At 45.2% G+C, this 23,922-nt stretch carries 23 protein-coding genes; 6 read left to right on the top strand and 17 right to left on the bottom strand.

Going from position 1 to position 23,922, the window contains the following annotated elements:
- The 5 genes from A3773_RS16335 to ylqF all read right to left on the bottom strand — a co-directional run.
- The coding region (locus A3773_RS16335) for a thiamine pyrophosphate-dependent dehydrogenase E1 component subunit alpha (protein ID WP_067988465.1) at positions 1-827 on the bottom strand (827 nt) is incomplete at its 3' end.
- Positions 828-1,317: 490 nt separating this feature from the next.
- The gene (locus tag A3773_RS16330) at positions 1,318-2,508 is read right to left on the bottom strand and encodes a BaiN/RdsA family NAD(P)/FAD-dependent oxidoreductase (RefSeq protein WP_075109604.1); all 1,191 of its coding nucleotides are present in this window, start codon (positions 2,506-2,508) and stop codon (positions 1,318-1,320) included.
- A gap of 60 nt (positions 2,509-2,568) precedes the next feature.
- Positions 2,569-2,826: a CDGSH iron-sulfur domain-containing protein gene (locus tag A3773_RS16325; protein WP_067988462.1), complete on the bottom strand. Its 258-nt coding sequence runs from the start codon at positions 2,824-2,826 to the stop codon at positions 2,569-2,571.
- Between the two features lie 168 nt (positions 2,827-2,994).
- A complete protein-coding gene (locus A3773_RS16320) occupies positions 2,995-3,252 on the bottom strand; it encodes a hypothetical protein (RefSeq protein WP_067988459.1) in 258 nt (85 codons plus the stop codon).
- Positions 3,253-4,161 carry a ribosome biogenesis GTPase YlqF gene (gene ylqF / locus A3773_RS16315; RefSeq protein ID WP_067988456.1) on the bottom strand — a complete coding sequence of 303 codons (909 nt, stop codon included), beginning with the start codon at positions 4,159-4,161 and terminating at the stop codon, positions 3,253-3,255.
- A 164-nt stretch (positions 4,162-4,325) separates the two neighbouring features.
- Here ylqF and A3773_RS16310 point away from each other — a divergent pair, with 164 nt between their 5' ends.
- The 3 genes from A3773_RS16310 (at position 4,326) to A3773_RS16300 (ending at position 6,920) form a co-directional block, all read left to right on the top strand.
- Positions 4,326-5,543 carry an EAL and HDOD domain-containing protein gene (locus tag A3773_RS16310; protein WP_067988454.1) on the top strand — a complete coding sequence of 406 codons (1,218 nt, stop codon included), beginning with the start codon at positions 4,326-4,328 and terminating at the stop codon, positions 5,541-5,543.
- 192 nt (positions 5,544-5,735) lie between these two features.
- Entirely contained in the window at positions 5,736-6,347 is a 612-nt protein-coding gene (locus A3773_RS16305; protein ID WP_067988451.1) for a DUF2889 domain-containing protein, read from the top strand.
- Positions 6,348-6,374: 27 nt separating this feature from the next.
- The gene (locus A3773_RS16300; RefSeq protein ID WP_067988448.1) at positions 6,375-6,920 is read left to right on the top strand and encodes a hydrolase; all 546 of its coding nucleotides are present in this window, start codon (positions 6,375-6,377) and stop codon (positions 6,918-6,920) included.
- 45 nt (positions 6,921-6,965) lie between these two features.
- Here the strand turns inward: A3773_RS16300 and A3773_RS16295 are convergent, their stop codons facing one another.
- The 10 genes from A3773_RS16295 to A3773_RS16250 all read right to left on the bottom strand — a co-directional run bounded on the left by A3773_RS16295 (position 6,966) and on the right by A3773_RS16250 (position 17,975).
- Complete coding sequence (locus A3773_RS16295; protein WP_075109603.1) at positions 6,966-7,433, bottom strand: DUF1499 domain-containing protein; 468 nt, start codon at positions 7,431-7,433, stop codon at positions 6,966-6,968.
- A 232-nt stretch (positions 7,434-7,665) separates the two neighbouring features.
- Complete coding sequence (locus A3773_RS16290) at positions 7,666-7,947, bottom strand: peptidylprolyl isomerase (protein WP_067988442.1); 282 nt, start codon at positions 7,945-7,947, stop codon at positions 7,666-7,668.
- A 173-nt stretch (positions 7,948-8,120) separates the two neighbouring features.
- Positions 8,121-8,804, bottom strand: coding sequence for a 5,6-dimethylbenzimidazole synthase (gene bluB, locus A3773_RS16285; RefSeq protein WP_067988440.1), 684 nt, complete (start codon positions 8,802-8,804; stop codon positions 8,121-8,123).
- 201 nt (positions 8,805-9,005) lie between these two features.
- Positions 9,006-10,439, bottom strand: a complete 1,434-nt coding sequence (locus tag A3773_RS16280) for an aspartate kinase (RefSeq protein ID WP_067988437.1) — start codon at positions 10,437-10,439, stop codon at positions 9,006-9,008.
- Positions 10,440-10,601: 162 nt separating this feature from the next.
- Positions 10,602-11,867: an inorganic phosphate transporter gene (locus tag A3773_RS16275; RefSeq protein WP_067988433.1), complete on the bottom strand. Its 1,266-nt coding sequence runs from the start codon at positions 11,865-11,867 to the stop codon at positions 10,602-10,604.
- Between the two features lie 17 nt (positions 11,868-11,884).
- Complete coding sequence (locus tag A3773_RS16270; protein WP_067988429.1) at positions 11,885-12,568, bottom strand: TIGR00153 family protein; 684 nt, start codon at positions 12,566-12,568, stop codon at positions 11,885-11,887.
- Positions 12,569-12,822: 254 nt separating this feature from the next.
- Positions 12,823-13,332 carry a GNAT family N-acetyltransferase gene (locus A3773_RS16265; RefSeq protein ID WP_067988426.1) on the bottom strand — a complete coding sequence of 170 codons (510 nt, stop codon included), beginning with the start codon at positions 13,330-13,332 and terminating at the stop codon, positions 12,823-12,825.
- A gap of 209 nt (positions 13,333-13,541) precedes the next feature.
- On the bottom strand, positions 13,542-13,916 hold the full coding sequence (hpf, locus tag A3773_RS16260; RefSeq protein ID WP_067988422.1) for a ribosome hibernation-promoting factor, HPF/YfiA family: 375 nt from the start codon (positions 13,914-13,916) through the stop codon (positions 13,542-13,544).
- A gap of 164 nt (positions 13,917-14,080) precedes the next feature.
- Positions 14,081-14,953 (bottom strand): DMT family transporter, encoded by an 873-nt coding sequence (locus A3773_RS16255; RefSeq protein WP_067988417.1) that lies wholly within the window; start codon positions 14,951-14,953, stop codon positions 14,081-14,083.
- A gap of 100 nt (positions 14,954-15,053) precedes the next feature.
- Positions 15,054-17,975, bottom strand: a complete 2,922-nt coding sequence (locus tag A3773_RS16250) for an insulinase family protein (protein ID WP_067988468.1) — start codon at positions 17,973-17,975, stop codon at positions 15,054-15,056.
- A gap of 404 nt (positions 17,976-18,379) precedes the next feature.
- On the opposite strand from A3773_RS16250, the gene A3773_RS16245 reads away from it, so the two are divergent.
- The gene (locus tag A3773_RS16245; RefSeq protein WP_067988414.1) at positions 18,380-18,946 is read left to right on the top strand and encodes a phasin family protein; all 567 of its coding nucleotides are present in this window, start codon (positions 18,380-18,382) and stop codon (positions 18,944-18,946) included.
- 115 nt (positions 18,947-19,061) lie between these two features.
- On the opposite strand, the gene A3773_RS16240 is transcribed toward A3773_RS16245, so the two are convergent.
- Positions 19,062-20,282 (bottom strand): UbiH/UbiF/VisC/COQ6 family ubiquinone biosynthesis hydroxylase, encoded by a 1,221-nt coding sequence (locus A3773_RS16240; protein ID WP_067988411.1) that lies wholly within the window; start codon positions 20,280-20,282, stop codon positions 19,062-19,064.
- 230 nt (positions 20,283-20,512) lie between these two features.
- On the opposite strand from A3773_RS16240, the gene dbpA reads away from it, so the two are divergent.
- On the top strand, positions 20,513-21,889 hold the full coding sequence (gene dbpA, locus A3773_RS16235; protein ID WP_075109602.1) for an ATP-dependent RNA helicase DbpA: 1,377 nt from the start codon (positions 20,513-20,515) through the stop codon (positions 21,887-21,889).
- Here dbpA and A3773_RS16230 read toward each other — a convergent pair.
- A complete protein-coding gene (locus A3773_RS16230) occupies positions 21,886-22,980 on the bottom strand; it encodes a tRNA-queuosine alpha-mannosyltransferase domain-containing protein (protein WP_067988402.1) in 1,095 nt (364 codons plus the stop codon). The genes dbpA and A3773_RS16230 overlap by 4 nt on opposite strands.
- 228 nt (positions 22,981-23,208) lie before the next feature.
- Between A3773_RS16230 and A3773_RS16225 the strand changes: the two genes are divergently transcribed.
- The gene (locus A3773_RS16225; RefSeq protein WP_067988399.1) at positions 23,209-23,796 is read left to right on the top strand and encodes a YiiX/YebB-like N1pC/P60 family cysteine hydrolase; all 588 of its coding nucleotides are present in this window, start codon (positions 23,209-23,211) and stop codon (positions 23,794-23,796) included.
- Positions 23,797-23,922 lie beyond the last annotated feature (126 nt).

Genomic DNA, 23,922 nt, shown 5'->3' with positions numbered 1-23,922 from the left:
GGAATGGGATCGACTTTCAGTAACGCTTCTTTTTCACCAGCGGGACGGTAAGCTTCACCATCACCCATGAAGTGGCCAGCAAGGCGCGAGGTTTCAATTTCGATTAACGTTGGGCCTAGACCGCTACGAGCACGGTCGACAGCTAAACCAACCGTCTTGAAAATTGCGATTGGGTCATTACCGGGAATAAATTCACCCGGCATACCATAGGAAGAGGCACGGTCGGAGTTACGCTCAATAGCTGTACTTGCACGTTTAGAGACCGAGATACCCCAGGAATTATCTTCAATAATAAAAATAACAGGTAATTTCCAAACACCCGCCATGTTCAGGGCCTCATGGAAAGCGCCTTGGTTCGCTGCGCCTTCACCTAAGTAAGCAACGGCAATACCGCTTTTCTGCTGCATGACGCGTGACAGAGCGGCACCGACCGCAGGACCGACACTTTGACCAATAATGCCAGAGCAGGAGAAATTAACCGCCGGATCAAAAATATGCATATGGCCGCCACGACCACCACTTAATCCTGTTTTCTTACCAAATATCTCAGCAGCCATCCCCTTAAGATCAACACCTTTAGCTATCGCAACATGGTGGGGACGGTGAGTAGATGTAACAACATCCTCAGCAGTTAGGTGGGCACACACGCCGACAGCACACGGCTCTTGACCGTTAGAAAGGTGCATTTCACCAGGGATCGGACCATTGGCCATATTAAAAGCTGGAGTTTTGCCCTCCATGTAAATCTTCTCAATAGCTTCTTCAAAAAAACGGCTAATGAGCATGTGTTTATACATCCATTTTTCTTGTTCTTGGCTAGGTATCATCTCAAGCTCCCAAATAATCAATACTGTTTAACAACGCAATAACATCTACCGTATCCAAGGCAAACGTCATGCCACATAAGAAAAACCAATATAAGTCATTGTTTTATATTGATTTATAAATCAATAAAGCCGTGTTCTGTTCGTTAACAAAAGAAGCTGACACAGTCGGTGCTACACTTTGTTTCAATGCTGTTGGCACACAAAAACGCACATTGTATAAAAAGCACTCAGAATGACTCATATGCAAAAAAACAAGCGGTATATCTAATTAACAGCAGACGGAGAAAATTCAGGTGAGCGAACCTAGCCCGTGGACGATAGGTAGCGGATAGCTACCCCCGTACACGACAGGTCTCAGGTTAATTCCGCCGCTACCAGGGGGATGCGCATCGCTGCGATAAGTCGCGGTTGGAATGACCATGATAGATATAAAAAGCGCCCCAATAGGGACGCGATAGAAGAGTAGATTATGTCAAGGTAACGGGAAGCGCTAAACCACTTGGCCTGCGGCAAAGCCCGATGCCCAAGCCCATTGAAAGTTATGACCACCCAGGTGCCCGGTGACATCTAAGCACTCTCCAATGAAGAAGAGCCCCGGCGTATTTTTAGCTTCCATGGTTTTTTGATTGATCTCATCGGTATCAATACCGCCAAGCGTCACCTCTGCAGTACGATAACCTTCTGTACCTGATGGCTTGATGATCCAACCGCGGAAGGCTGCATTAATCGCCTCCAGTTGTTTGTTAGAAAACGAGCCCATCACACCCGCTAATTCAAACTTGGCACATAAAATTTGCGCCATACGCTTGCTCATCTGCTGGGCCATAATTGTAGTTATTTCCGCTTTAGGGCGAGACTCACGCTGCGCTCGAAGCCACTCAAGCAGGTCAAACTCAGGAAATAGATCCAACTCCACTTCATCACCCGGCTGCCAGTAGTTTGAGATTTGAAGTATGGCGGGGCCACTGAGCCCGCGATGGGTAAATAGCATCATCTCAACAAAGCTGGTTTTTACGCCATGCTGATCAATAACACTGGCTTTGATCAAATGGGAGACCCCCGACAGCTCTTTCAACACCTCTTTATCTTTAGGCTGCAAGGTAAAAGGCACTAACGACGCCGTACGGGGCAGTACATTTAATGAATACTGCTCAGCAAGATCGTAGGCAAAACTTGTCGCGCCCCCATTCGGTATAGAGAGACCACCCGTTGCAACGACAACGGACTGACACTCTATTTTCCCTTGGGCAGTGGTCAGCGAAAAGCCTTTATCCGTTTGCAGGACAGCACTAACCGCCGTGTCTGTTTTGATCTCAACACCCGCCCACTCACACTCAGTCAATAAGAGCTGCAGAATCTCTTTACTCGACTCATTACAGAACAGCTGACCTAAGGTCTTCTCATGGTATTCGATACCGTGGCGGTCCACTAAATCGATAAAATCTTGTGCCGTATAACGGCTTAAGGCGGATTTACAAAAGTGGGGATTCTGAGAGATGAAATTAGCATGCGTATTATGCATGTTAGTAAAGTTGCAACGGCCACCGCCCGACATGAGAATTTTACGCCCCACTTTTGCGGTGTGTTCCAGAACCAGTACTGACCGACCTCGATACCCCGCCGTTGCGGCACACATCAAACCCGATGCACCAGCACCGATAATTACAACATCATACAGCAACGCACTCACTCCTGAACTCACTCCGATTAGCGAAGATTTAAAGCGCGCTAGTCTAGCATATCACTCATTACCTGGTTGTTTTTTGTGGCTACCATCACATGTAGGTGCAGAGTGAGTACGCTTACACAAACATAACCACACATCAGCGTCGGCTTCTGCCGTAAAAACAACGGGGTCAATGCCTGTACCTTGATGCGAGCCATCGCAGAAAGGCTGAGTGGCTGAACGTCCGCATGCACACCAAGCATAAGTCTGACCGGCCGTTAATGCAGTTTTAGCGGGGGAATTGCCCGCCGATTGAACGGGTGAATGTGCCATAATAAAAACGCCTTTTTAGAGCAAAGAGTGTGACTACCTCTCTAAACGTAGAAGAGCGCGCTCTATTGGGCAACTTTTCTACGCTAAAAACATAAAAAAACGCACAGGGCTTGAATGCATGATGCGCTTCAAACCCTGTGCGTTTTGCTGTTCTAAAAACGAAGGAGATTAATCCACCTTAGCCTTCTCTTTATTCAATTTACGAATCTTATCTGCGAGCCGTGTTTTGCGCTGCTCTTGAGCACTTTGACCTTCGTCACTTTGTGCTTTTTCCTTTTCATAGACAGACTGATGGCGCTTTTTCTTCTCTAATGCTTTGCGACGACGGCTATCATAACTCTCAGGATCAGCTAAGCGTTCTCTACGGTTTGGGCCCGAGTCATCAATAAACCCTTTAGCTTTACGACTTTTCTTAATACGTGCCATTTATTTTTTACCTTCACTTTCAGCGGCCAGCGCCTCAGCTTCTATTCGTTCTAGTTCAGCAATGCGACGTTTTTCCGTCCACTCCCCAACCGTTTCAAAACTAATTTTGCCCAATTTACCTGAACGTAACTCATTGAGAAGTAACGTTGAGGCTTTATTCCGATCAACAATACCACCGGGACGAAGACAGCCTCGGCGACGACCGATTTCATCAAGCACCTCATCAGCGATCGCAGGCATCTCTTTAAACTTAAAGCGCTCCATTAATCGTTCCGGATAATCGCTACGCAGAAAACCCGCCGCAAAGAGCGCCACATCTTCATGCTCTATCGCCGTATCTTTGATGGCACCACTTGCAGCTAAACGATAACCGGAGTCTTTATCTTCTATTTTTGGCCACAAAATCCCCGGTGTATCTGACAACGCCATGCCATTTTTTGTGGTAAAACGCTTCTGACTTTTAGTCACTGCCGGTTCATTACCCACTTTCGCAATCTTTCTGCCCAACAATGCATTAATTAACGTGGATTTCCCCACATTGGGAATCCCCATAATCATGGCACGTACAGGGCGATCTGAATTTGAACGCGACGGTACCATCTGCTTACAGATGTCGGTAATACGGTTGATCAACTTTTTCTGGGTATAATCTAACGACATCGCGGTGGTTTCAGGCAGACTATTAAAATATTCAAGCCACTCCGCCGTCCGCTTATCGTCTGCTAAATCACTTTTATTCAGCAGCTTTAACCTAGGTTTGCCTTTGCGAAGAGTATCAACCAACGGGTTTTCACTCGATTGTGGCAAGCGAGCATCGATCACCTCGATAATCACGTCCACTTCATCCATTACACTCGCAATCTCTTTCCGAGCTTTGTGCATATGCCCCGGAAACCAATTTATACTCATCAACAAACCCTGAAAAAATTAAAGTCCCATATTATACTGCATGGCGTCTTATTTAGCTTAAAAGAAATAAAGCGCAATAATTTTTCTTGTATCACCAATTACCGCGCTACACTATAGAGATATACTGATCATATTCTGCTTATTGATAGGGATGACCTACTTTTATGGATCAAATAGAAAATTCACAAGTTTTAATGGCTAGACAGCCCATCTTTGACCGGAATCAAAAAGTTATAGCTTATGAGTTGTTATACCGGACTGAAGATGCCCAGAGCCATGCACTATTTGCAAATTCTGAAGCGACCAGTGAAGTCATACTTAATGCGTATACCAGTATTTCTGACGCCGGTGAGGTCAAGCGAGTCCCTGCTTTTATCAATCTTACACGCGATATATTAGTAGAGCAGCGGCTTCCTGAAGTATCTAAAAAATATATTGTTCTCGAGATACTTGAAGATATCGAACCCGATGAAGAGGTTGTGAACGCCGTACAAAAACTGCATTCTGAAGGCTATAGAATAGCGATGGATGACTTTGTATACGCACCTAAATACGATGGCCTACTAAAACTGGCGCATATTGTAAAAATTGATATAGATGCGTTAAGCATGGACGAAGTTCGTCAGCAGGTAAACGAACTAAAAAGACATAAAGTGACCCTGCTGGCAGAAAAAATTGAAACCCATGAACAGTTAGAAAGCTGCATTGAATTAGGCTTCAAACTCTTCCAAGGTCACTTCCTCAGTAAACCTAAGGTCGTTAAAGGCAAAAAAATACAGGGCAGCCAAGTGGCTTTAATGCAGCTCATACAAGAGTTACAAAGCACAAAAGCAACGCCCGAACGACTAGAAGAGCTCATCATTAGAGACCCCGCCTTAACCTATAAGCTTCTACGTATAGTGAACTCAGCCGGCTATAGCTTAGTGCGACAGGTTGAGTCCATCGCAGAAGCCATCGTTCTTTTAGGTTTAGAACAAGTGAAAAAATGGGCAACATTGATTGCAATGTCATCCAACCAAGATAAACCTGAAGAACTCGCTAGAAGCTTGCTGATACGTGGCCGTATGTGTGAAGAGGTCGCCCGTGCAGCAAAGTTAACCAATCATGGCAGTTACTTTATGGCGGGTATGATGTCAGGTCTACATGCGATGCTCGATATAGAGCGCGAGACCATGCTAGAACAAGTGCCCTTAGGAGATGACATAAAAGAGGCGGTTAGTTTAGGCCAAGGCCCTATTGGTCAAGTGCTACGTAACGTTGTCAATTATGAAAATGGTGACTGGGATTTATTACCCTCTGACCTAGACGGTAATATTTACGATAAAGCCTACCGTACAAGCTTAGAGTGGACACAAGAGTCGATGCAAGCCATGTACGAATAGCCGCTGTTACTTACATCAGCGTTTATCCTCTTAATTAAGGCAACAGTGTGTTGCCTTTTTTATGGCCCCTGCCCTTATTCCAAAGTTTATAATGCTCTCGTTCTAAATAAGTTTTAAAATTGCGCTCTACGTTTCCTCAAACAGTCGCTTACCCGCTGTCAAACCGCAAAATACAGTGTCTATCTATTTACTATGCCATTACCTACTGCCTCTGCTCGCTCCTTAAAACATACCCGTCGCGTTATCTGTGAAGGCTTCAAACGTGATGACGGCCTATGGGATATCGAAGCACACCTCATCGATACAAAAACGTTCCCAATGGATTACAAAGACAGAGACAATGGCGTTATCCCACCGGGTGAGCCTTTGCACGGTATGTCTATCCGCATCACAATCGATATGGACCTACATATTCTCGATGCCGTCTCATCAATGGATTACACCCCCTTTAATGGCTGTAAAGAGATTACAGAGGCTTACAAACAACTCATTGGACTACAGATAGCCCGAGGGTTTACTGCAAAAACTAAAGCATTGTTTTCTGGACGTTCCGGCTGTACTCACCTGCTTGAACTATTAGGGCCGCTCGCCACGACCGCATTCCAAGCAACACATCAGGAGCGGGAACAGGTTGAGAATTTTTGGCAAGACGGTGACAAAAAACCGCCTATGTTAGATACCTGCCACACTTTAGCGTCAAATGGTCCAGTGGTTAAAGAGTACTGGCCTCATTTTTATGCCCATGATGATAAGATTATTCCTACGCACTCAGTTGAATCGACAAAAGCAACAGATGAGCTTTAACCTGTAACCGTTACATGAGACTTAATTATGCTGATCCATCCTAATAAATCATGTCTACTGATTATCGACATTCAAGAAAAGCTGGTTCCCGCCATCCACGAACCCAGCAAGCTCATCCAAAATACCCGCTGGTTAACTGAGATCGCAGCAAAAGTTAACGTCCCTATTCTTGCATCTGAACAGTACCCACAAGGTATTGGTCACACCCTACCGGAAATTGCAGAGCTTATTCCGGCGAAGGGCGTTATGGAGAAGGTACATTTCTCCTGTATGTCGGAGCCCCAATGCAATGAAACAATCAATGCACTTCGCCCAAACCAAGTTGTTATTGTCGGTATGGAAGCACACGTATGTGTATTACAAACAGCTATTCAGCTAAAACAGCAGGCGCGAGAGGTCTATGTGGTTGAGGATTGCATCTCATCCCGTGACCCAAACGACAAAGCGCTGGCATTAGAGCGTATGCGTCAATGCGGTATCTATGTGGTGAGTCGCGAGATGGTTGCTTTTGAGTGGCTACAGAAGTCAGGAACGGACACGTTCAGAGATATTAGCAAAAATTATCTACGGTAATGATCAAAATACCAACCGAATCTATGGTTCGGTTGGTTGCACCAATTAAGGCGCTAAACGTTTCTCAAGTAACGCCATAAAGCGCCCTACCCGTTTTTTATTGGCGCCAAGATCGGACTCCCCTACACGGGACGCCGAGCGCACGTTAATCTCCTTCGCATCCATATCAATCCGCACTTCAAAATCATCGACAAAGCCCCATAACCGACTGGTAAAGGTTGCCGATAGATAGGTATAAGACTCTAACTGCACATCACCGCCACTTTCAGCAACAATGCCTTTGATCAGGCGACTTAGGGACTCAGCATCTTTGATATGGGGAGGAATAACAAAGGGGGCAACATAATGACTTTCATCTTCGGGGTATTCAGAACAGACACAGTTAGGTTTAGAGGTACAAGGTGCTAATCGCCCCTCGACTAAGCCAATGGCACGCCCTTCCTTTGACGTCATCGCCAAAAAGCCAAACGCCAGCAGAACCACTATGATTAAGACCGCCGTAATCAATTCCATTTTATAAAAACGTTTCCCTATCATTCGCGTCAATACCACTCGTTATCTTTAAATGGCAGCCTCACTATGCACGCCTACGATACCAGTTCCTCTCTCACAGGCATAACATATTTTTTATATGGTTATTATGCTAACGCTATCAACCCAGTACTGCACTGGCCATCCCGTCAATTATCCAAAAAAAAAGAGCACTGATGACTCAATACTCTTCTTAGTGCACTGTAAATAGCGCTTAATCTTCTCGACTTGTCACTTCAAGCAGGTGATAGCCAAACTGAGTTTTAATAGGGCCTTGAACAACACCTACATCACCCGTAAATACTGCTGTATCGAACTCAGGTACCATCTGGCCACGACCAAACGAACCTAAGTCTCCGCCTTCACCGCCTGATGGGCAAGTGGAATGTTTTTTTGCTGCATCAGCAAAGTCAGTGCCTGACTCAATTTCAGCTTTAAGCTGGTTACATTTTTCTTCAGTATCAACCAGAATGTGACGTGCAGTTGCGCGAGCCATCATTTAACTCCTATTTTACTATTCATTTTCGAGCACATTACCGACCTATCTAACCTTAGTCCAGCAACAAACGCCCATCGATCTAAAATAACCGATTTACCTATCGAGCATCGCCTCTAAACGGAGGAAAAACGCTGTTCAAAAAGTGATATACCCTTAAGAGCATGCACCCACTACGCCGACGTCTCCCCCCAGGCATCGGTAAAAATCATATCATTTAGCTGTGCCCGCTTTTCCCAATGGGCTAATTCGAGTTCAGGTTTTTTTAAAAACTCAGACACATAGCCTACACAAAGGTAAGCCACCGGAACCACACCATCGGGAAGATTTAACAGCGCACTGAGGGTGCTTTTTTCAATAATAGAGACCCAACCAACCCCTACATTTTCAGCACGGGCTGCTAACCAAAAGTTCTGGACCGCACACACAGTACTGTATAAGTCCATCTCGGCTTGATGGGTCTTACCTAAAACAACAGGCCCACCACGCTTACGGTCACATGTAATACACACGTTAATTGGAGTATCAAGAATCCCTTGCAGTTTTAACGCTTGGTACTGGTTACGACGATCGCCTTCAAACATGAGTGCCGCTTCATCGTTCGCAGACACAAAAGCTTCATAAATCTGCTGACGTTTTTTTGGATCACGAATAAGAATAAAGTTCCAAGGCTGAGACAAGCCTACCGACGGCGCATGGTGGGCAGCATGTAGAATATTTGTTAATACAGTATCGGGGATTGGATCAGCAAGAAACTGACCACGGACATCACGACGACCATATAACACATCGTAAAAATGCTCTCTCGCTTCAGGGCTTATATCTTGTTGCTTTTGATCATTCTGATTAGACGGCATAAAATCACTCGATATGCGTTATTCATCAACACTGGCAGTCTATAACTGCTGATTAACATGACACATATCAGGCAGCAACTGAAGGTTAAGGTAAACAGGACAAAAATAGAAGAAACAACAGAGGATTATCTATTCCTAAAATAACCCTCTGCTGACCACCCATTATTGACCGATGTTGATCTACAACCCTCTATCGACGACTTAGGCGGCCGAAGTAACGGAAGGGTTGCGGGGTTCAATCAACGCGGCATGAAGCGCGATAACCGCTTGCTCATAATCTTCATCAGAGACAACACACTGCATCTCCACTTGACGGATCGACTGATGCAGTGCCATTACATTAATACCCGCCTCAGCTAATGCGCTTACGGTTCGAGCCAGAATACCTTTTACTTTCATATGTGAGCCAATAGCCGAGACTATCGCCAAGTTATGTAAACGGATCTGACCTTCTGGGTACATATCTTCCATAAGACGTGCAGCACGGTTAACCATTTTGCGAGAGCCACCTACATAATAGGTAATGCTGTTCGCATCGGCGTCTTTATTAATCACATACAGCTTAAGTTGAGCCAACAGTTTAGATATTTCAATATCATAAGCCGCGTCACCGAGCATCTCTTGGTCAAAAATTTCGATACCAAAAACATCTTTGCGCCCAGCAATAATCTCAACCCGAGGCGCATCGCTATGATACTCCTGGCTAATAATGGTGCCTTCATGTTCAGGCTCAAACGCATTTTTGATGCGCAGCTTCACTCCATTGCGACGTAAGCCTTTGGCCGCTTTAGGGTGAATCGCTTCCATACCTAGATTAGACAACTGGTCAGCCACATCATAATTGGTTGCACCAATCGTCACCACATTATCAGTCCCTACTAACATAGGGTCTGCTGAACTGAGGTGATACTCTTTATGAATGATGGCTTCGTTTGCTCCCGTAACAGTAGCAATCATGCTAAACGTCATTTCACTGTAGCCGCGATCAAAGGTTTTCATTAACCCTTCTTCACAGTGGGTATACCCCGTCGCTATCAGCATTTCGCTAGCAATATCAACATCTGCAAACTGTTGTTTGATCATCTCTTCAAACGGTAACGGCTGATCCATATGCCACCCCGTCAGGTCCACGAAACGCGCATTAATACCCGCCTTACGTAGCGCAAGTACCGAGTTATAAGCACTGTGCGCTTCGCCGATAGACGCAAGCATCTCACGCACTTTCATTAAGTGTTCTTCTAACTGAAAATGGCCGTACGTACATAAGTGATGCAGGCTTTTCATGCAGTCGCGCACATCATTTAGGCGTTCAATCACAAAGCTATCAGCTGCGTTACGCTCAAACTCAGCCTCACCAAAAAGCTCTGCGTTGATCTCTTCCATGCGGGCTTGAACCTTATTTAGCTCGTCAATCCACGCTTGTTCAGATTCCGCATTGGCAAAGCGGGCATACACACCTGGCTCACCTGTTTTCTTATGCTCTAAAAGGTAATTAGTAATACCGCCATAGGCAGATACAACAAAAATTCGGTTATACAGCTCCTCGGGTGCAGTACGTTTACCGACCAGGATAGTATCCATCAACTCCTCAAAGCGGCTCATTGAAGTACCGCCGATCTTCTCAACTGTATGCATTGTTTTTCCGAATAAGACTGGTTGAATTTTAGGTATAGCCAAAGCAAAAAATTGGGCACAAATTTTACATCAATAGGATGTTTTTGCGACCACTTTTTTCTCGTTACACATAAAAAAAAGCCCCGTAATCTAGATTACAGGGCTTAGTATTACCGCGTAACGTTAGCTAAACATCCCCTTAAACATAAAGAAGAATACGATAGCTAAACCGGCACCGGCGGGAAGTGTTACAACCCAAGAAACAAAGATCGTACCTACGATTCTCATATTTAGTGCAGCCATGCCTCGTGCTAAACCAACCCCCAATACCGCACCCACTAATGTATGGGTTGTTGAGATGGGCAAGCCCGTGCCTGACGCAAAGACAACCGTTGTTGCCGCCGCCAGTGTTGCAGCAAAGCCTCGGCTAGGTGTTAACTCAGTAATATTGCTACCTACCGTTGCGATCACTTTATGACCATACATAATCAAACCGGCAACAATACCCGCACCACCCAGTAGAAGGATCCATACAGGCATCGCCGTTTTTTGCGCCACTTCCCCCCCTGCCGAAATAACCCCAACAACCGCCGCAAGAGGACCCACCGCATTAGCAACGTCGTTCGAGCCGTGGGCAAACGCCATCGCACACGCCGTAAACATCATAAGAATACCAAACAGCTTTTCAACGCTGGCAAAATGATGGTCGCGGTCAGCTTCTGGATCCGGTGTGATACGCTTTTGCATCTGCATACCGATCAACATGACAACGACAGCAATACCTAGCGAGGCCAACGCACTCTCTGTCCATGTAAAATCCAGCCCCACATGCTTAAGGCCTTTAGTGAACGTCACCATAGCGACCATGAAGCCGACTAAAAAGGTATAACCGGGAATGTATTTTTTAGCATTTTTAAAGGGATTATCTGTATCTAAGACCAGCCGCTGAACACTCCTAAAGAGGAAGAATGCGATCAAGCCCGCCGTCACCGGTGAAACTATCCAGCTTGCAACAATCTTAGTCACTTTACCCCAATTGACTGCATCTACAGAGATCCCCACCGCTGCGAAGCCAACAATAGCGCCGACAATAGAGTGCGTTGTAGAAACAGGCCAACCAAAATGCGTAGCAACGAGTAGCCATATGCCCGCCGCCAACAGTGCCGATAACATACCAAACACTAATAGTTCGGGGTTACCCGCTAATAAATTAGGGTCAATGATCCCTTTACGGATGGTGGCTGTTACAGCACCACCCGCTAAGTATGCGCCAAGAAATTCAAAGATAATGGCGATCATGATCGCTTGTTTAAGCGTTAATGCTCTGGAGCCTACTGACGTTCCCATCGCATTGGCAACATCATTTGCCCCTACGCCCCACGCCATAAAGAAACCGAATACACATGCAAGAATAACGATAATGTCGCCGTACTGAGCAATAATGTCCATTGTAATAACCTACCGAGTTAGCGAGCGACAAGTAGCTGCAAGCGGCTACCTACTTGTTGGGCACGATCAGCTAAATCACCTATCTGGGTAATTACCTGATACAGAAACATGACATCAATCGGTGGCAATTCTTTTTCAATGCTAAACAATTTCGCACGGATCGCTCTTTCATGCTCATCAGTTCGATGCTCTAGTGCATCCAACTTATCTATCATTTTTTCAATGACATTTATTTCATGACCACCAAAGCCACTATTGACCAGCTCATCAAGTTCATTAAGGGCGGTTAACGCTTGTTCAGATGTAGCGAGTGCAACGCGAACATACTCCGTCATATCCGATTGAATAATGCCAGGAACCGACATCTTTCGACCTAACATCACCCCTGAGATATCTTTAGCTCGGTTGGCGATCTTGTCTTGCATTCTTAAGACTTCTAATAGGTCGGTACGGGGCACCGGAAGGAAAATGCTTTTCGGAAGATTCTGACGAATCTCTTTCTTCATTGCATCGGCGTCGCCTTCAAGCACAGCGATCTTTTGTTGAATTATTTTAGCTTTGTCCCAATCGTCAGCCATAACAGCTTCAAAGAAAGGAACCAGTTCTATCGCACATTCTTGCGCTTTAGCGATGTGTTCTTGCATAGGTTTGAACGGCGAACGTGCAAACATCTGCAAAAATGGATTATTAGAGGAGACCATACAACGCACCTTAATGAATCGAAAACTTTTTTGTGCACAAACAACAAAATGCTTAGGCGCGCGAATTATGACGGATTTATTACGCTGAGTAATTACAGTTTTGTGACAATTAGCCAATTAGACGATAAAAAAAAAGAAATTTTTGATTTCACACATACCATTGATATACATAGCGCATAACTTGTATTCTCAAAGCATACCAATGTATATACATTTATTTAAATAACCCATCATGTGGTCACAAGCCATCAGTGCTAATCCGATCCGCTCAGTACGCAAGCCGCGATAGATTCATACTGACGAAACCCATGTTTACACCAAAATAAAGCAGCTGCGCTGTTATCTGGGTGCCAGCCAACTTGCACCGATGTTACTCCTTGAGCCGTCAGCCACTGCTTGGCGTGATCGACCAACACGGTCCCTATTTTTTTACGCCGCATCGAGGGATCAACCCATAAATTAAACAACACCGCACTGTCTGGATATTCATACCCTTTTTGCTGATTACGCACGACCGATAACGTGCCATAGACAGTGTCTCCATCACCACAGGCAATGAAAACCTCCGCATCCTCCTTAGATAGACAGCCTTGCAAGGTTGCCTTCTGGTTAACGCTTTGCTCCTCTAGCAGCGGTTGACCGAATGGCGCAAAGTGATACGTCGGCAGCTCAACCGTTAAACGCTGCCACATGGGGTAAACGGTTTCCCACCCCGCCTCTTTTGCACTGAGTATTTTGATACCTAAAGAGGTTGAGTTCATCATTAAACACTCCAAATAAAGCGTCACTACGGGAACATAATTTAAGCATTTAGCACAATGCGCATAGCCCTACATTATTTGAATGCTTATCCAAACAATAATAGTCATAAAGTAAAAAAGCGCTAACAGCGCACGTCCTACCCTTTAAAAATAAACAGGCAGAAACAAAAATGCCCAGCTTTCGCTGGGCACTCTTTACTAAATAACCTGTTTTATTGTGCGATCGTCATCTCTTCTTCATCATAATCTTCGTCAAGGGCATCAGATTCTTCAGACGCTGTTGCAGGTTTCTGTACACCTTTTTTATTGACATGTTTCTGATGAATTTTATCTAACTGTCGATCAATTTTATCCGCTAATGTATCCAATGCTGCATATAAATTCTCAGCGCTTGCTTTCGCAAATAGATCCTTGCCAGCAATATGGATTGTTGCTTCAGCCAACTCCTCGCGATCATTTTTTTCTAAAATTACATGGGCGCTAGTAATAACTTCATAGCGCTCCTGACTGTTATTTAGCCACGCTTCTATTTTATCTTTAATACTGTCAGAAACTTTAGCATTGCGGTGAGTGATTTTAATGTTCATGTGTAAATCCTTAATGCAATGTTGCTATTAGGGGACTCATTAAACTGCCTTTCAACATCCCCTCTACACTTACAGTAGTACCATTCCCACAGAGGATTACAAGTACTTTATTGGCATCTTGTTAAAAAAATTAATCCGTTTAAAAAAAATTGAACACTCTCTGTTCAACTCTCTAATTTCTGTTGTTTTTTTGTACGGGATAACGCTGACATTACGCCCGCAAAAACAATCAAAACGACACCAATAATGCTATTTAGATCAAGCACCTCTTGCCAGAATAACCATCCAAACAGCGCGGCAAACACAACCGACGAATACGTATAAGTGCCCAATTGACCTGCGGCCGCTAAACCATACCCTTTACTTAACAGTAGTTGAGCAATGGTTGAGGTTATCGCCACACACAACAACCACGCACAAGCGGTTAATGAGGGCGTAGTCCAGTTGAGTACCGCAGGCACAAAGGCCAACAGCGTGCTAAACAGCGCAAAATAAAAAACAACCTGCTGTGGCGACTCGCTCACACTCATTCGCCGAACAATAACTTTGGCTAGCGCACCGAGCATGGCACCAAACAAGGCAATTAACACTGCAATATTAAGCGTTTGCCCAGTAGGATTGAGAACAAGAAACACGCCAATAAAACCAACAAATATGGCAATTTTGACTATTTTATCAATACGTTCACCCAACCAAAAAAAAGCGATAAGCGGCACAAAGAAAGGCGCAGTTTGTTTTATCAGTGCCGCTTCAGCTAAAGGTAGATGACCCCAGGCATAGTAAAGGCACATCATTGCGGTCACACCCACCGCAGCACGGGAGACGTGTAAGTGCAGATTGTTAGTATAAATGCGGTGCAGACCTACACGGTACAGCCAAGGGAGTAAGAGCAAAAAAGCAAAAAGGTTGCGTGCTAGTACAATCACTTCTGTCGGGAGTTCATCGGTTAATTGTTTAATAATCATCCCGGAGAGCACTAAAAAAAACTCAGAGAGGATAATAAAAAGCGCACCGCGATAAAGAGGATTGGTAGACATATCGATGGCCAAACAAAAAAGCCCCTAGGTCAGGGGCTATGTGTAAAGATAACGGTTTAACCAGCATTAACCCACCTAGTTTAACTAAGTGGCGCGCGGTTTAAACCTCTATAATCTCAAAATCAGTTCCCAACGTCTCCGCTTGAGCCTGACTGGTAACAACCGCCACACTGGCTTCGGCGTCCAATAGGTAGGTTTTTGCGACCCGCTTAAGATCATCAATCGTTACCTGTAATATGCGCGAGCGAATCTTACGTCGCTGCTCAGGTGTACGACCAAACAGACTACTATGATAGGCTTGTTTGGCTTCACCCGCAGGCGAGCCCGGCTTATCAATAGAGCTCACTACACCTAGGATCGCTTCTTCCAGCTTCTGCTCGTCATGCTCAGTGTCTAATAGCCACTTAATCGAAGCATCAAAATCATCCAAGGTTTCAGTTAAGCGGGGATCACGGTATGAGAAGAACCTAAACGCCGCCTCACCTGAATCTTGCCCAGCACCTGATCCATACGCCCCTCCACGCTCACGTATAGCTCTATGTAAAAAGCCATTACGTAAAAAATCACCTAAGATCGTCAACGCAGCCGCATCTGGGTGTTCAACCGGCACCGTAGCGAACGCCTTGGCACAGAAGCTCACCTGTGTACTCGTAACCCACGCTTGCTTAACCTGTGCTCTTAGCGGCGGCAAACTAAATAGATCGGTAGATGAGGCTGCCACCGACTGCCAGCATGTTTCTAAATAGTGCTGCAGCTGATCTTGATGCTCCTCTTCTGCCACCATTAAAAACTGCCTAGGGGCTTGGGCAATTTTTTGATGCAAATGAGATAAACGTTCAGACAGCGCGTTAAGTGCCTCAGCCTGCTTTAACTCATCATCGAGTGCCTTATAGAAGCGTATCGATTCCAGCCCTTTGGTCGCTTGTGCAAGCGCCGCAGCAGGACTCATTTTCGCAGCGGCCGCCATCATAGCTAACGCATGCCCATGACCCGTAATGCCCTGTTCTTTACGTGTTCGCTGCTGCGATACCACCTCTTTTATACGTGCTTGTTCATCAAAGCAAGCGCCGGTTAACGTCTCTTTTAATAGATCTGTCAGCTCCGCCTGTTTAGACACTAGAGCCTTACCTGACAGCGTAAAATAACCTTTAACATGTTGTTCATCATCCGGCATGCCACGCACCGAAGCAAAAGCGTGAATCCCGCCAGTTACCTCTGTTTGGTACTGCTGATTTTCCTGGTAGCTTCGATCACCACATCCCAACTCAGTTAATAAGTGGCTGTATAACGGTAATAGGTGCTGCTCATCTTGATCTAACGCGGGCAGCTGAATAATCACTTGCTGATACACCAAACCATTGGTTGCCCGGTCAAAACGAACATAAGGCAATGAAGACGCCACAGCGGTCGGTTCAGGTACAGACAGATCATCAGGCACATCAGCTAAGGTTACTGTAGGCAAAATCGATTCGTCATCGTCTTGATTCTGTCTTGCTTCCAACGCCGCAGCGCGATCAATAATTGTCTGTTTTTCCGCATCACTTAGATTGGCTTTTATTTTAGCCAAGTGAGCTTTTTCAGCCGCATCCCGTTGCACCGCTAATTTATTATCGGGACGCAACGTTAACCGCACACGATGGGGGTTATCTAACAGATCTCTGACCATCCCTTTAATAAAGTCAGGATCTTTAATGGCTTCACGCAGCTTCTCTAAAACAGGGTCTAGATTAAGTAAGGCGATAGGATCGCCACGATTAATCGCGGCGCCTAGGGATGACATCAACAAACTCATGCCATAAGGGTAGCCATCACCATTAATTTCACGTTGGTGAAGTTCCAGCTGATGCAACTGGGCTTCCAACATAGCAACAGGGACGCCCTTTTCAGCAACCTCAGCTAATACACTAAGCACTAATGCTTCAAACGCATCAGCGTCCTGCGGCTCGCTGCCTTCGAGGCCACACATAAAGCTCATCTCACGATTAGAATCTTCTAAACCACAAAGGGGTGATGGCGCACTGCCCAACTCAGTAGTTTCTAATGCAAAACGAAGAGGCGAGGCACTATTATCCAGCAACACCCTCGACATTAAATGAGCCTTAAGCTGCTCCTCTAAGTCATTCGAGTGGCCTAACAACCATGCTAATACATGATGGGTTTTACCTGAGGTATCCTCTTGGTCTAACTCATATCCCTCTTCCACACGTAGTGGCGAGTAGTAACGTTTTTCATCATGTATCTCAATGCTCTCTTCTAGCTTATCAAACCGAGCGAGTGCTTTCTCTTCAATAACTGCCTGTAGTTCGGCAGCCGGAATATCACCAAAGGTCATAATAACCGCATTACTCGGATGGTAATGGGTCTTATAGAATGCAATAAGCTCATCGTACGTCAGATCAGGAATGCTCTCAGGCTCCCCGCCACTGTTGTGATGATAGGTTGTCGTAGGAAAAAGGTATTTAGTAACGGACTGCCATAAGCGAGAAACCGGAGCACTCATCGCCCCTTTCATCTCATTAAAAACAACCCCTTTATACTCTAGTTCAGACTCTGGGTTATTCGGCTCAGCAAACTCGACACGATGCCCCTCTTGCTCAAAATCCAATTGATCTAAGCGACTAAAGAAAACAGCATCAAGGTATACATCTAATAGATTATAAAAGTCTTTACGGTTTTGACTTGCAAAAGGATAAGCCGTCCAGTCACTACTCGTCATAGCATTCATAAAAGTATTTAGAGAGCGCCGTGTCATCATAAAAAATGGGTCACGTACAGGAAACCGCTCACTGCCACACAAAGCGGTATGCTCCAAGATGTGTGCAACACCTTTAGAATCTTCTGGAACTGTACGCAAGCCAACTAAGAAAACATTTTCAGTATGGTCAGCTGCTATATGGTAATGCGCAAGCCCCGTTTTGGTATGACGATACTCTGTAACATCAATCCCGAGTGATTCTATTATTTCTGTACGGATAAATTCGAAAGTCTTATGCGGGGTTGGAGCAGTCTGAATAATTGTCATGAAAAAAATTGATCCCGTTACTGACAAGCTTAAAACCGGTAAAGCATCCTGCTTTGACGCAATAAACACAGCAAACTCTACCCTATTGATTGATTGTAATGACTATTAGCCACGATGAACAACCTTGAACAGCTTAAGTAGGCATAATTCTTCGCCTCTCTTTAATAAACTAAGGTCTAAGAGGGGCGCTAATAGCCATTATAGCAACCAATCCCCCCCCACAGAAAAGCACCTTGAATTACCTATCTAATTGTTTATAAAGAGATAAAAATAGAAAGAGCAAAAAACAGTCTTTTTTTGTGCATTGCACAAAAAAATATTTGACAGGTTATTTATTAATCACTATATTGAATACAAATGCTGCAACGCACAAAGTTAATTTTTGATTCTCAGAGGAATTGAACATGTATGATGATCTGATGAAAGACGTCCAGGAAAAAATGCAACCAGCGATTGATGTTGCTGAAGTAAATAAAAAAGCGTTGGAAACTTTGTTTTCCCTTCAGTCTGAATACGTAACAGACTTTGTTGATTCAAGCGTTGCTCAGCTAAAAGCACTTTCAGAAGTTAAAGATGCTAAAGACGCTATTGAGCTTCAGGTTCAATTTTTCAAAAACTTAGAAGTAAAAATGACTTCAGTCGCTGAAAAAGAACTTGCTGCATTAACGACAGCGAAAGAAGAGATTTCTGGGATTGTAGAAAAAAGCCTAGCTGACATCAAAGAGATGCCTTATGTATCTGATTTCAACAAATTTATAACAGAAGCTACTGAAGCAACTACCGCAGCTATCACTGAAGCGACTGCTGCCGTAAAACCTGCGCCAGAAGCTAAAGCAGCACCGGCTGCAACGACACCCGCTCCAGCGGCTAAGACAGCAGCAACTCCAGCGGCCGCTGCACCTGCGAAGAAAGCACCTGCGAAAAAAGCGCCAGCTAAACGTAAGCCTGCAGCGCCTAAAGCAGCTGAGTAAGAATAGATCGTTTGGGGTCACGTTACGATCCCGCTTCTCTACTCTGGCTGGTTAATTCAGCCTATATCCTTTGCCGGTCGCCCTGACCGGCTTTTTTTATGCACAAAACACCTAACTAAATTGATTCTAATTTAGCCAGCGCAGGCAATGGCCCCTCAAGTCCCATTGCGAACTGCATCACTTTATTACGCGCGGGCGTGACTTTACCGGCCAACCCTAATCCCACATTACGCAATAACTTTAATGGCCCACGCTGGTTACTAAATACTCGGTAAAACAGATCCATGGTCTGCATCATCATTAAATTATGCTGACGTCGTTGACGCTCATACTCTTTCAACAGCACGAGTTCAGTGATATCTTCGCCCGTTCTCGCCGCTACCAAAATCGTTTCCGCTAAAGCCGCCGCATCCAGCAAGCCAATATTAACCCCTTGCCCCGCCAAAGGATGAATCATATGGGCAGCATCACCGGCTAAGGCAACACTTTCGAGGACATATTGCTGTGCATGCTGTCGCCTTAATGGAAAGGCTCCTCGCCCTAAGAGTTGATCAATATTCCCTAAACAGTCAGGAAAGGCCAATATTAATTCGGCCATAAACTGATCATCAGGTAATGCCATTAAACGCTTTATATTATCGGGCGTGTTATACCAAACCAAAGAAGCATGATTGCCTGAGAGTGGAAGAAAGGCTAAAGGGCCTGTGGGGGTAAACTGCTGCCAGGTTATATCTTGCTGACCATAATGCGTCGTCACCGAAGCAACTAGAGCACTCTGCTCATAATCCCATTTGTGAACACCAATGCCTGCCGCTTGACGCACTTTAGATTCACCGCCATCAGCCGCAATCAAAAGACGCGCAACGAGTTCACGATCCCCCTGCAAACGAATAATGCTGCTGCCCGGTGCGTAGTCTATCGCCTCAATACCCGCAGGGCAGATAAAATCTATGTTTTCAAACTGCGCCAACCGTTCGAGTAAGGCCAACTGGATAATACGATTTTCAACGATATGACCTAAGTGGTCTCGCCCAACATGGTCAGATACAAACTCAGTTGAGGCCTTCTCTTCACTCATTTCCCACACTTTCATACGACGATAAGGACAGCTCCGGCGAGAGACTATCCCCTCCCAAGCACCGACCTTATGAAGGATATTTTCAGACGCGATACTGAGGGCCGATACACGAAGATCGTGCGGCTGATCGTTATTGAAAGCGTGCGGATATTGATGCTCTAAAACCGCAACCGACAGGTTACTATCGCCTAATGCACAAGCGATGGTTGCACCAACCATTCCACCGCCCACTATCACAACGTCATATCGTGTCTTCATGTTTTCTACCAAACCATCGTATAAAATGCAGAAGTGAGTATACGCAAAATAAAAGCGGACTTCTTGATAAAGGGAATAGAAAACAACGAATCACTTAAACTCCGCTATAACGGTAGGCAGTTTTATCGATAATTCCCCTCTTAATGCGAATTTGCCACGTTTTTTTCTACGAAGCAGACGAATTTGATTTATAATCCTTCTATCTTTTACCCTTTCCAAATGAGCCTACCGTGTCCAATACCCGTTTTTCCAGTTTAGACCTTCCCCAATCCATGCTTGCTAACCTAGACAGTCTGGGATATCAGCATATGACCGCGATTCAAGAGCAAGCATTACCAGAACTACTTGCAGGTAAGGATCTAATAGCCAAAGCCAAGACTGGCAGTGGTAAAACAGCTGTTTTCGGTATTGGCACGCTACTAAAACTCAAGACAAAGAACTTTGCCACACAATCGCTAGTGCTTTGCCCTACCCGTGAGCTTGCCACCCAAGTCGCTAACGAGTTGCGTAAACTTGCACGCTTTACAGAGAATGTGAAGATTTTAACTTTATGTGGCGGGCAGTCTATCGGGCCACAGATTGGCTCTTTAGAGCATGGTGCACATATTGTTGTAGGCACCCCAGGACGCATTAAAGATCACCTTCGCAAGAAAACCTTACGCTTAGAGCAAGTCCATACAGTTGTCTTAGATGAAGCCGATCGTATGCTCGACATGGGCTTTGCCGACGATATTCGGGATATCATCTCCCATGCACCCAGTAAACGACAAACACTTTTATTTTCAGCGACCTACCCTAAATCGATTGCGAAACTAAGCGCCGATATTCTGGTAAACCCAGTTACCGTTGAAGTTGAATCGACCCATAGTCAAAATCAGATCGAGCAATACTTTTTTGAGATTAACAAAGAGAATAAGCTCAATAACCTGACCGATATTATGAGTAACTATCAGCCTGAATTCGCCGTTATTTTCTGTAATATGAAGCAGACCTGTAACGATGTTCAACAACATCTAAAAGCGATGGGTTATAGCGCAAGAGCAATACACGGTGACTTAGAGCAGAGAGAGCGTGACCAAGTGCTGATGCAGTTTGCTAATCGCAGCTGCTCTTTCTTGATTGCAACGGATGTTGCCGCCCGCGGTCTTGATATTGACGAACTGCCCTGCGTGATCAACTACGACATTACCCGTGATGCTGAAGTTCACACCCACCGTATCGGCCGTACTGGCCGTGCAGGTAAGCAAGGGATCGCCCTCAACCTCTATCAGCCATCAGAGGCCTATAAAGTAGCGGCCATTGAGGCGTATCTAAAAACTGAGTTTACAGTGAGCCCTCTACCCCGCCCGAAAGAAGACTTTGTGCCCAGCAAGCCACCTATGACCACCCTATCCATCGCTGGCGGTAAAAAAGACAAAGTACGCCCAGGCGATATTCTCGGTGCACTGACGGGTGATGCCGGCATTGATGGCAGCCAAGTGGGTAAGATCAATGTCCTCGATTATGTAGCATACGTTGCGGTCGATTCGAGTGTGGCTCGATCTGCGGTAGAACGCTTAAACAAAGGAAAGATCAAAGGCCGTAAATTTAATACTCGTCGCCTTTAATCAATCCTTTCACCGGATGCAACCTGCTGAATAATACGACGGTAATGGTCCGCCATTACCGTCCAGCTTAAATGAGTGACATCAACCCCATCAAGCCTACCCTCTGATGCTTTATGCCCAATCAACTCGGTTAAAAACAACGCCAACGCCTCAGCTTCCTTCTCTTCACTATAACGGCAACGCTCAGGAAACAGTTCAGTATAAGCAAGCCTATCCGGCACAACCGGTAAGGCTCCGGCCGCCGCCCCTTCAAGTACAGCAATGCCTTGGTAATCATGTAGCGCCGTTGATAACACAACATCTGATTGCTGCAAGAGCTGCTGATAAGCCGAACGCGACTGCATATAACCCCAATGCCCGCGTCTCTCCGCCAACAGCGTATGCAGTGCATCAAACTGTTTAGGCACCTTACGAAACTGCTGCCCAACCACATGAAGCTTAAACGCGACACCAGCGTCACATAGCAGTGCCATACTATCGAGCAGTAATTGAGGGTTTTTATCGTACTCCCAGCGATGATTCCAGGTCATAGTAAATTGCGTTGTCTCTGGCCGGTGGGGCAAAAAGCTACCCTCACTCAGCGGCACAGGCATAACCGCTGAACGCTTCTCTAACCTTTCGAGTAACCCCGCAGGAACATGATCAGGCAGTTTTCCGAGTAACGCCCTCGCCCCTTCCAACAACGTGCGTCGATTATATTCACTATTAAATAAACAATAATCCGCTGCCAACGCCGTATATAAATTCAAGATGCAAGGTTCCACACTTTTAAACTCTTTTCCTGAACTGGGGTAGGCAAACTGATTCTCATGAAAATACACAAGTGTCGGCGTGTTAGCCAACGAGGGTACAAACCCTCGTAATGCAGACAGATCCGTCATGGATGTAGCAATAACGAGATCATAAGGCTGAGAGAGGGTCTCATATTCAGAGAAAGCCCAACTCATACTGTTACCACGCATTCGCCAACTAAAGTAACGTCCCGGTAACGTTAGCACCGTCCACTGATGTTCAGGCAGATGCGCAACCAACCCTTTACGCCAATAGATATGGCTATCAGCATCGTACGCTGACAATAACAAAATACGCATAAATGAACGGGCCCTACCTCTTTAGGTTGATAGTCAGGATGACTGAATTGTTGGCATTTTACCTACCTATAGCCTATTTGCACCCAACCTCCCTTAGAAACCACACCGAAAGTATCAATATATGCGACTTTTTAAAATTCTATCCCGTTTTTAACTAATAAATTTAATACTTAATCCAACAGAAACGGAGAGCAATTCAATCTCCACAACCTTATATAGGATGGAAAAATGGATAAGCAACAGCTTGATAAACTTGAAAAAGATGTCACAAAAAACATGCAGGAAGGCGATATTATTTTTATATCTATTGATAGCTTCCTCTATCGTCAAGTTGCTAAAGGCACAGGAAGCTGGACATCCCATGTGGGCTTTATAGTACGCGAAGATAATGAGTGGTTTGTACTCGAAAGCGCGGTTCCTAAAGTCACACGCTGCCCATTACGAAAGTTTCTCGCCAGAACAACCCATAACGAAGTCAGTGTGATGCGGGTAAAAGAGGGCCTTACCCCAAGCCAGGTAGATAAACTAAAACACGCCGCCGCAGAAAAAATGGGCCGTTATTATCATTTGGGATTTAAATACGATTCCAAACGCCAGTTCTGCTCAAAGTTTGTTCACCTGACTTTCAAAGAAGCCCTAGGCATCGAAATTGGTAAAGTCCAAACCCTCGAAGTATTACTACAAGAAAACCCTCAAGCGAGTGTTAACTTTTGGCGCTGCTGGTATTTAGGGTTTGTGCCTTGGCAGCGAAAAACCATTACACCGGCCAGCCAACTCAATGACCCGAAGTTGGTCCCCGTATATACACAATGCTAGAGGCTAATTTATTACGGTGTATTCGGCACAAAAAAAACCACCCGAAGGTCACTGCTGTCCCACAATTTTTTAATCATAAAGGGATCCTCATCTGAGGGTCCCTTTTTTGCCGCTCTGGCGGTGACG

This window comes from Neptuniibacter pectenicola, from assembly GCF_001597735.1.
GTDB classification, from domain to species: Bacteria; Pseudomonadota; Gammaproteobacteria; order Pseudomonadales; family Balneatricaceae; genus Neptuniibacter; species Neptuniibacter pectenicola.
Note: the sequence above shows the minus strand (reverse complement) of the source record. Positions and strands in the feature narration are given on the sequence as shown.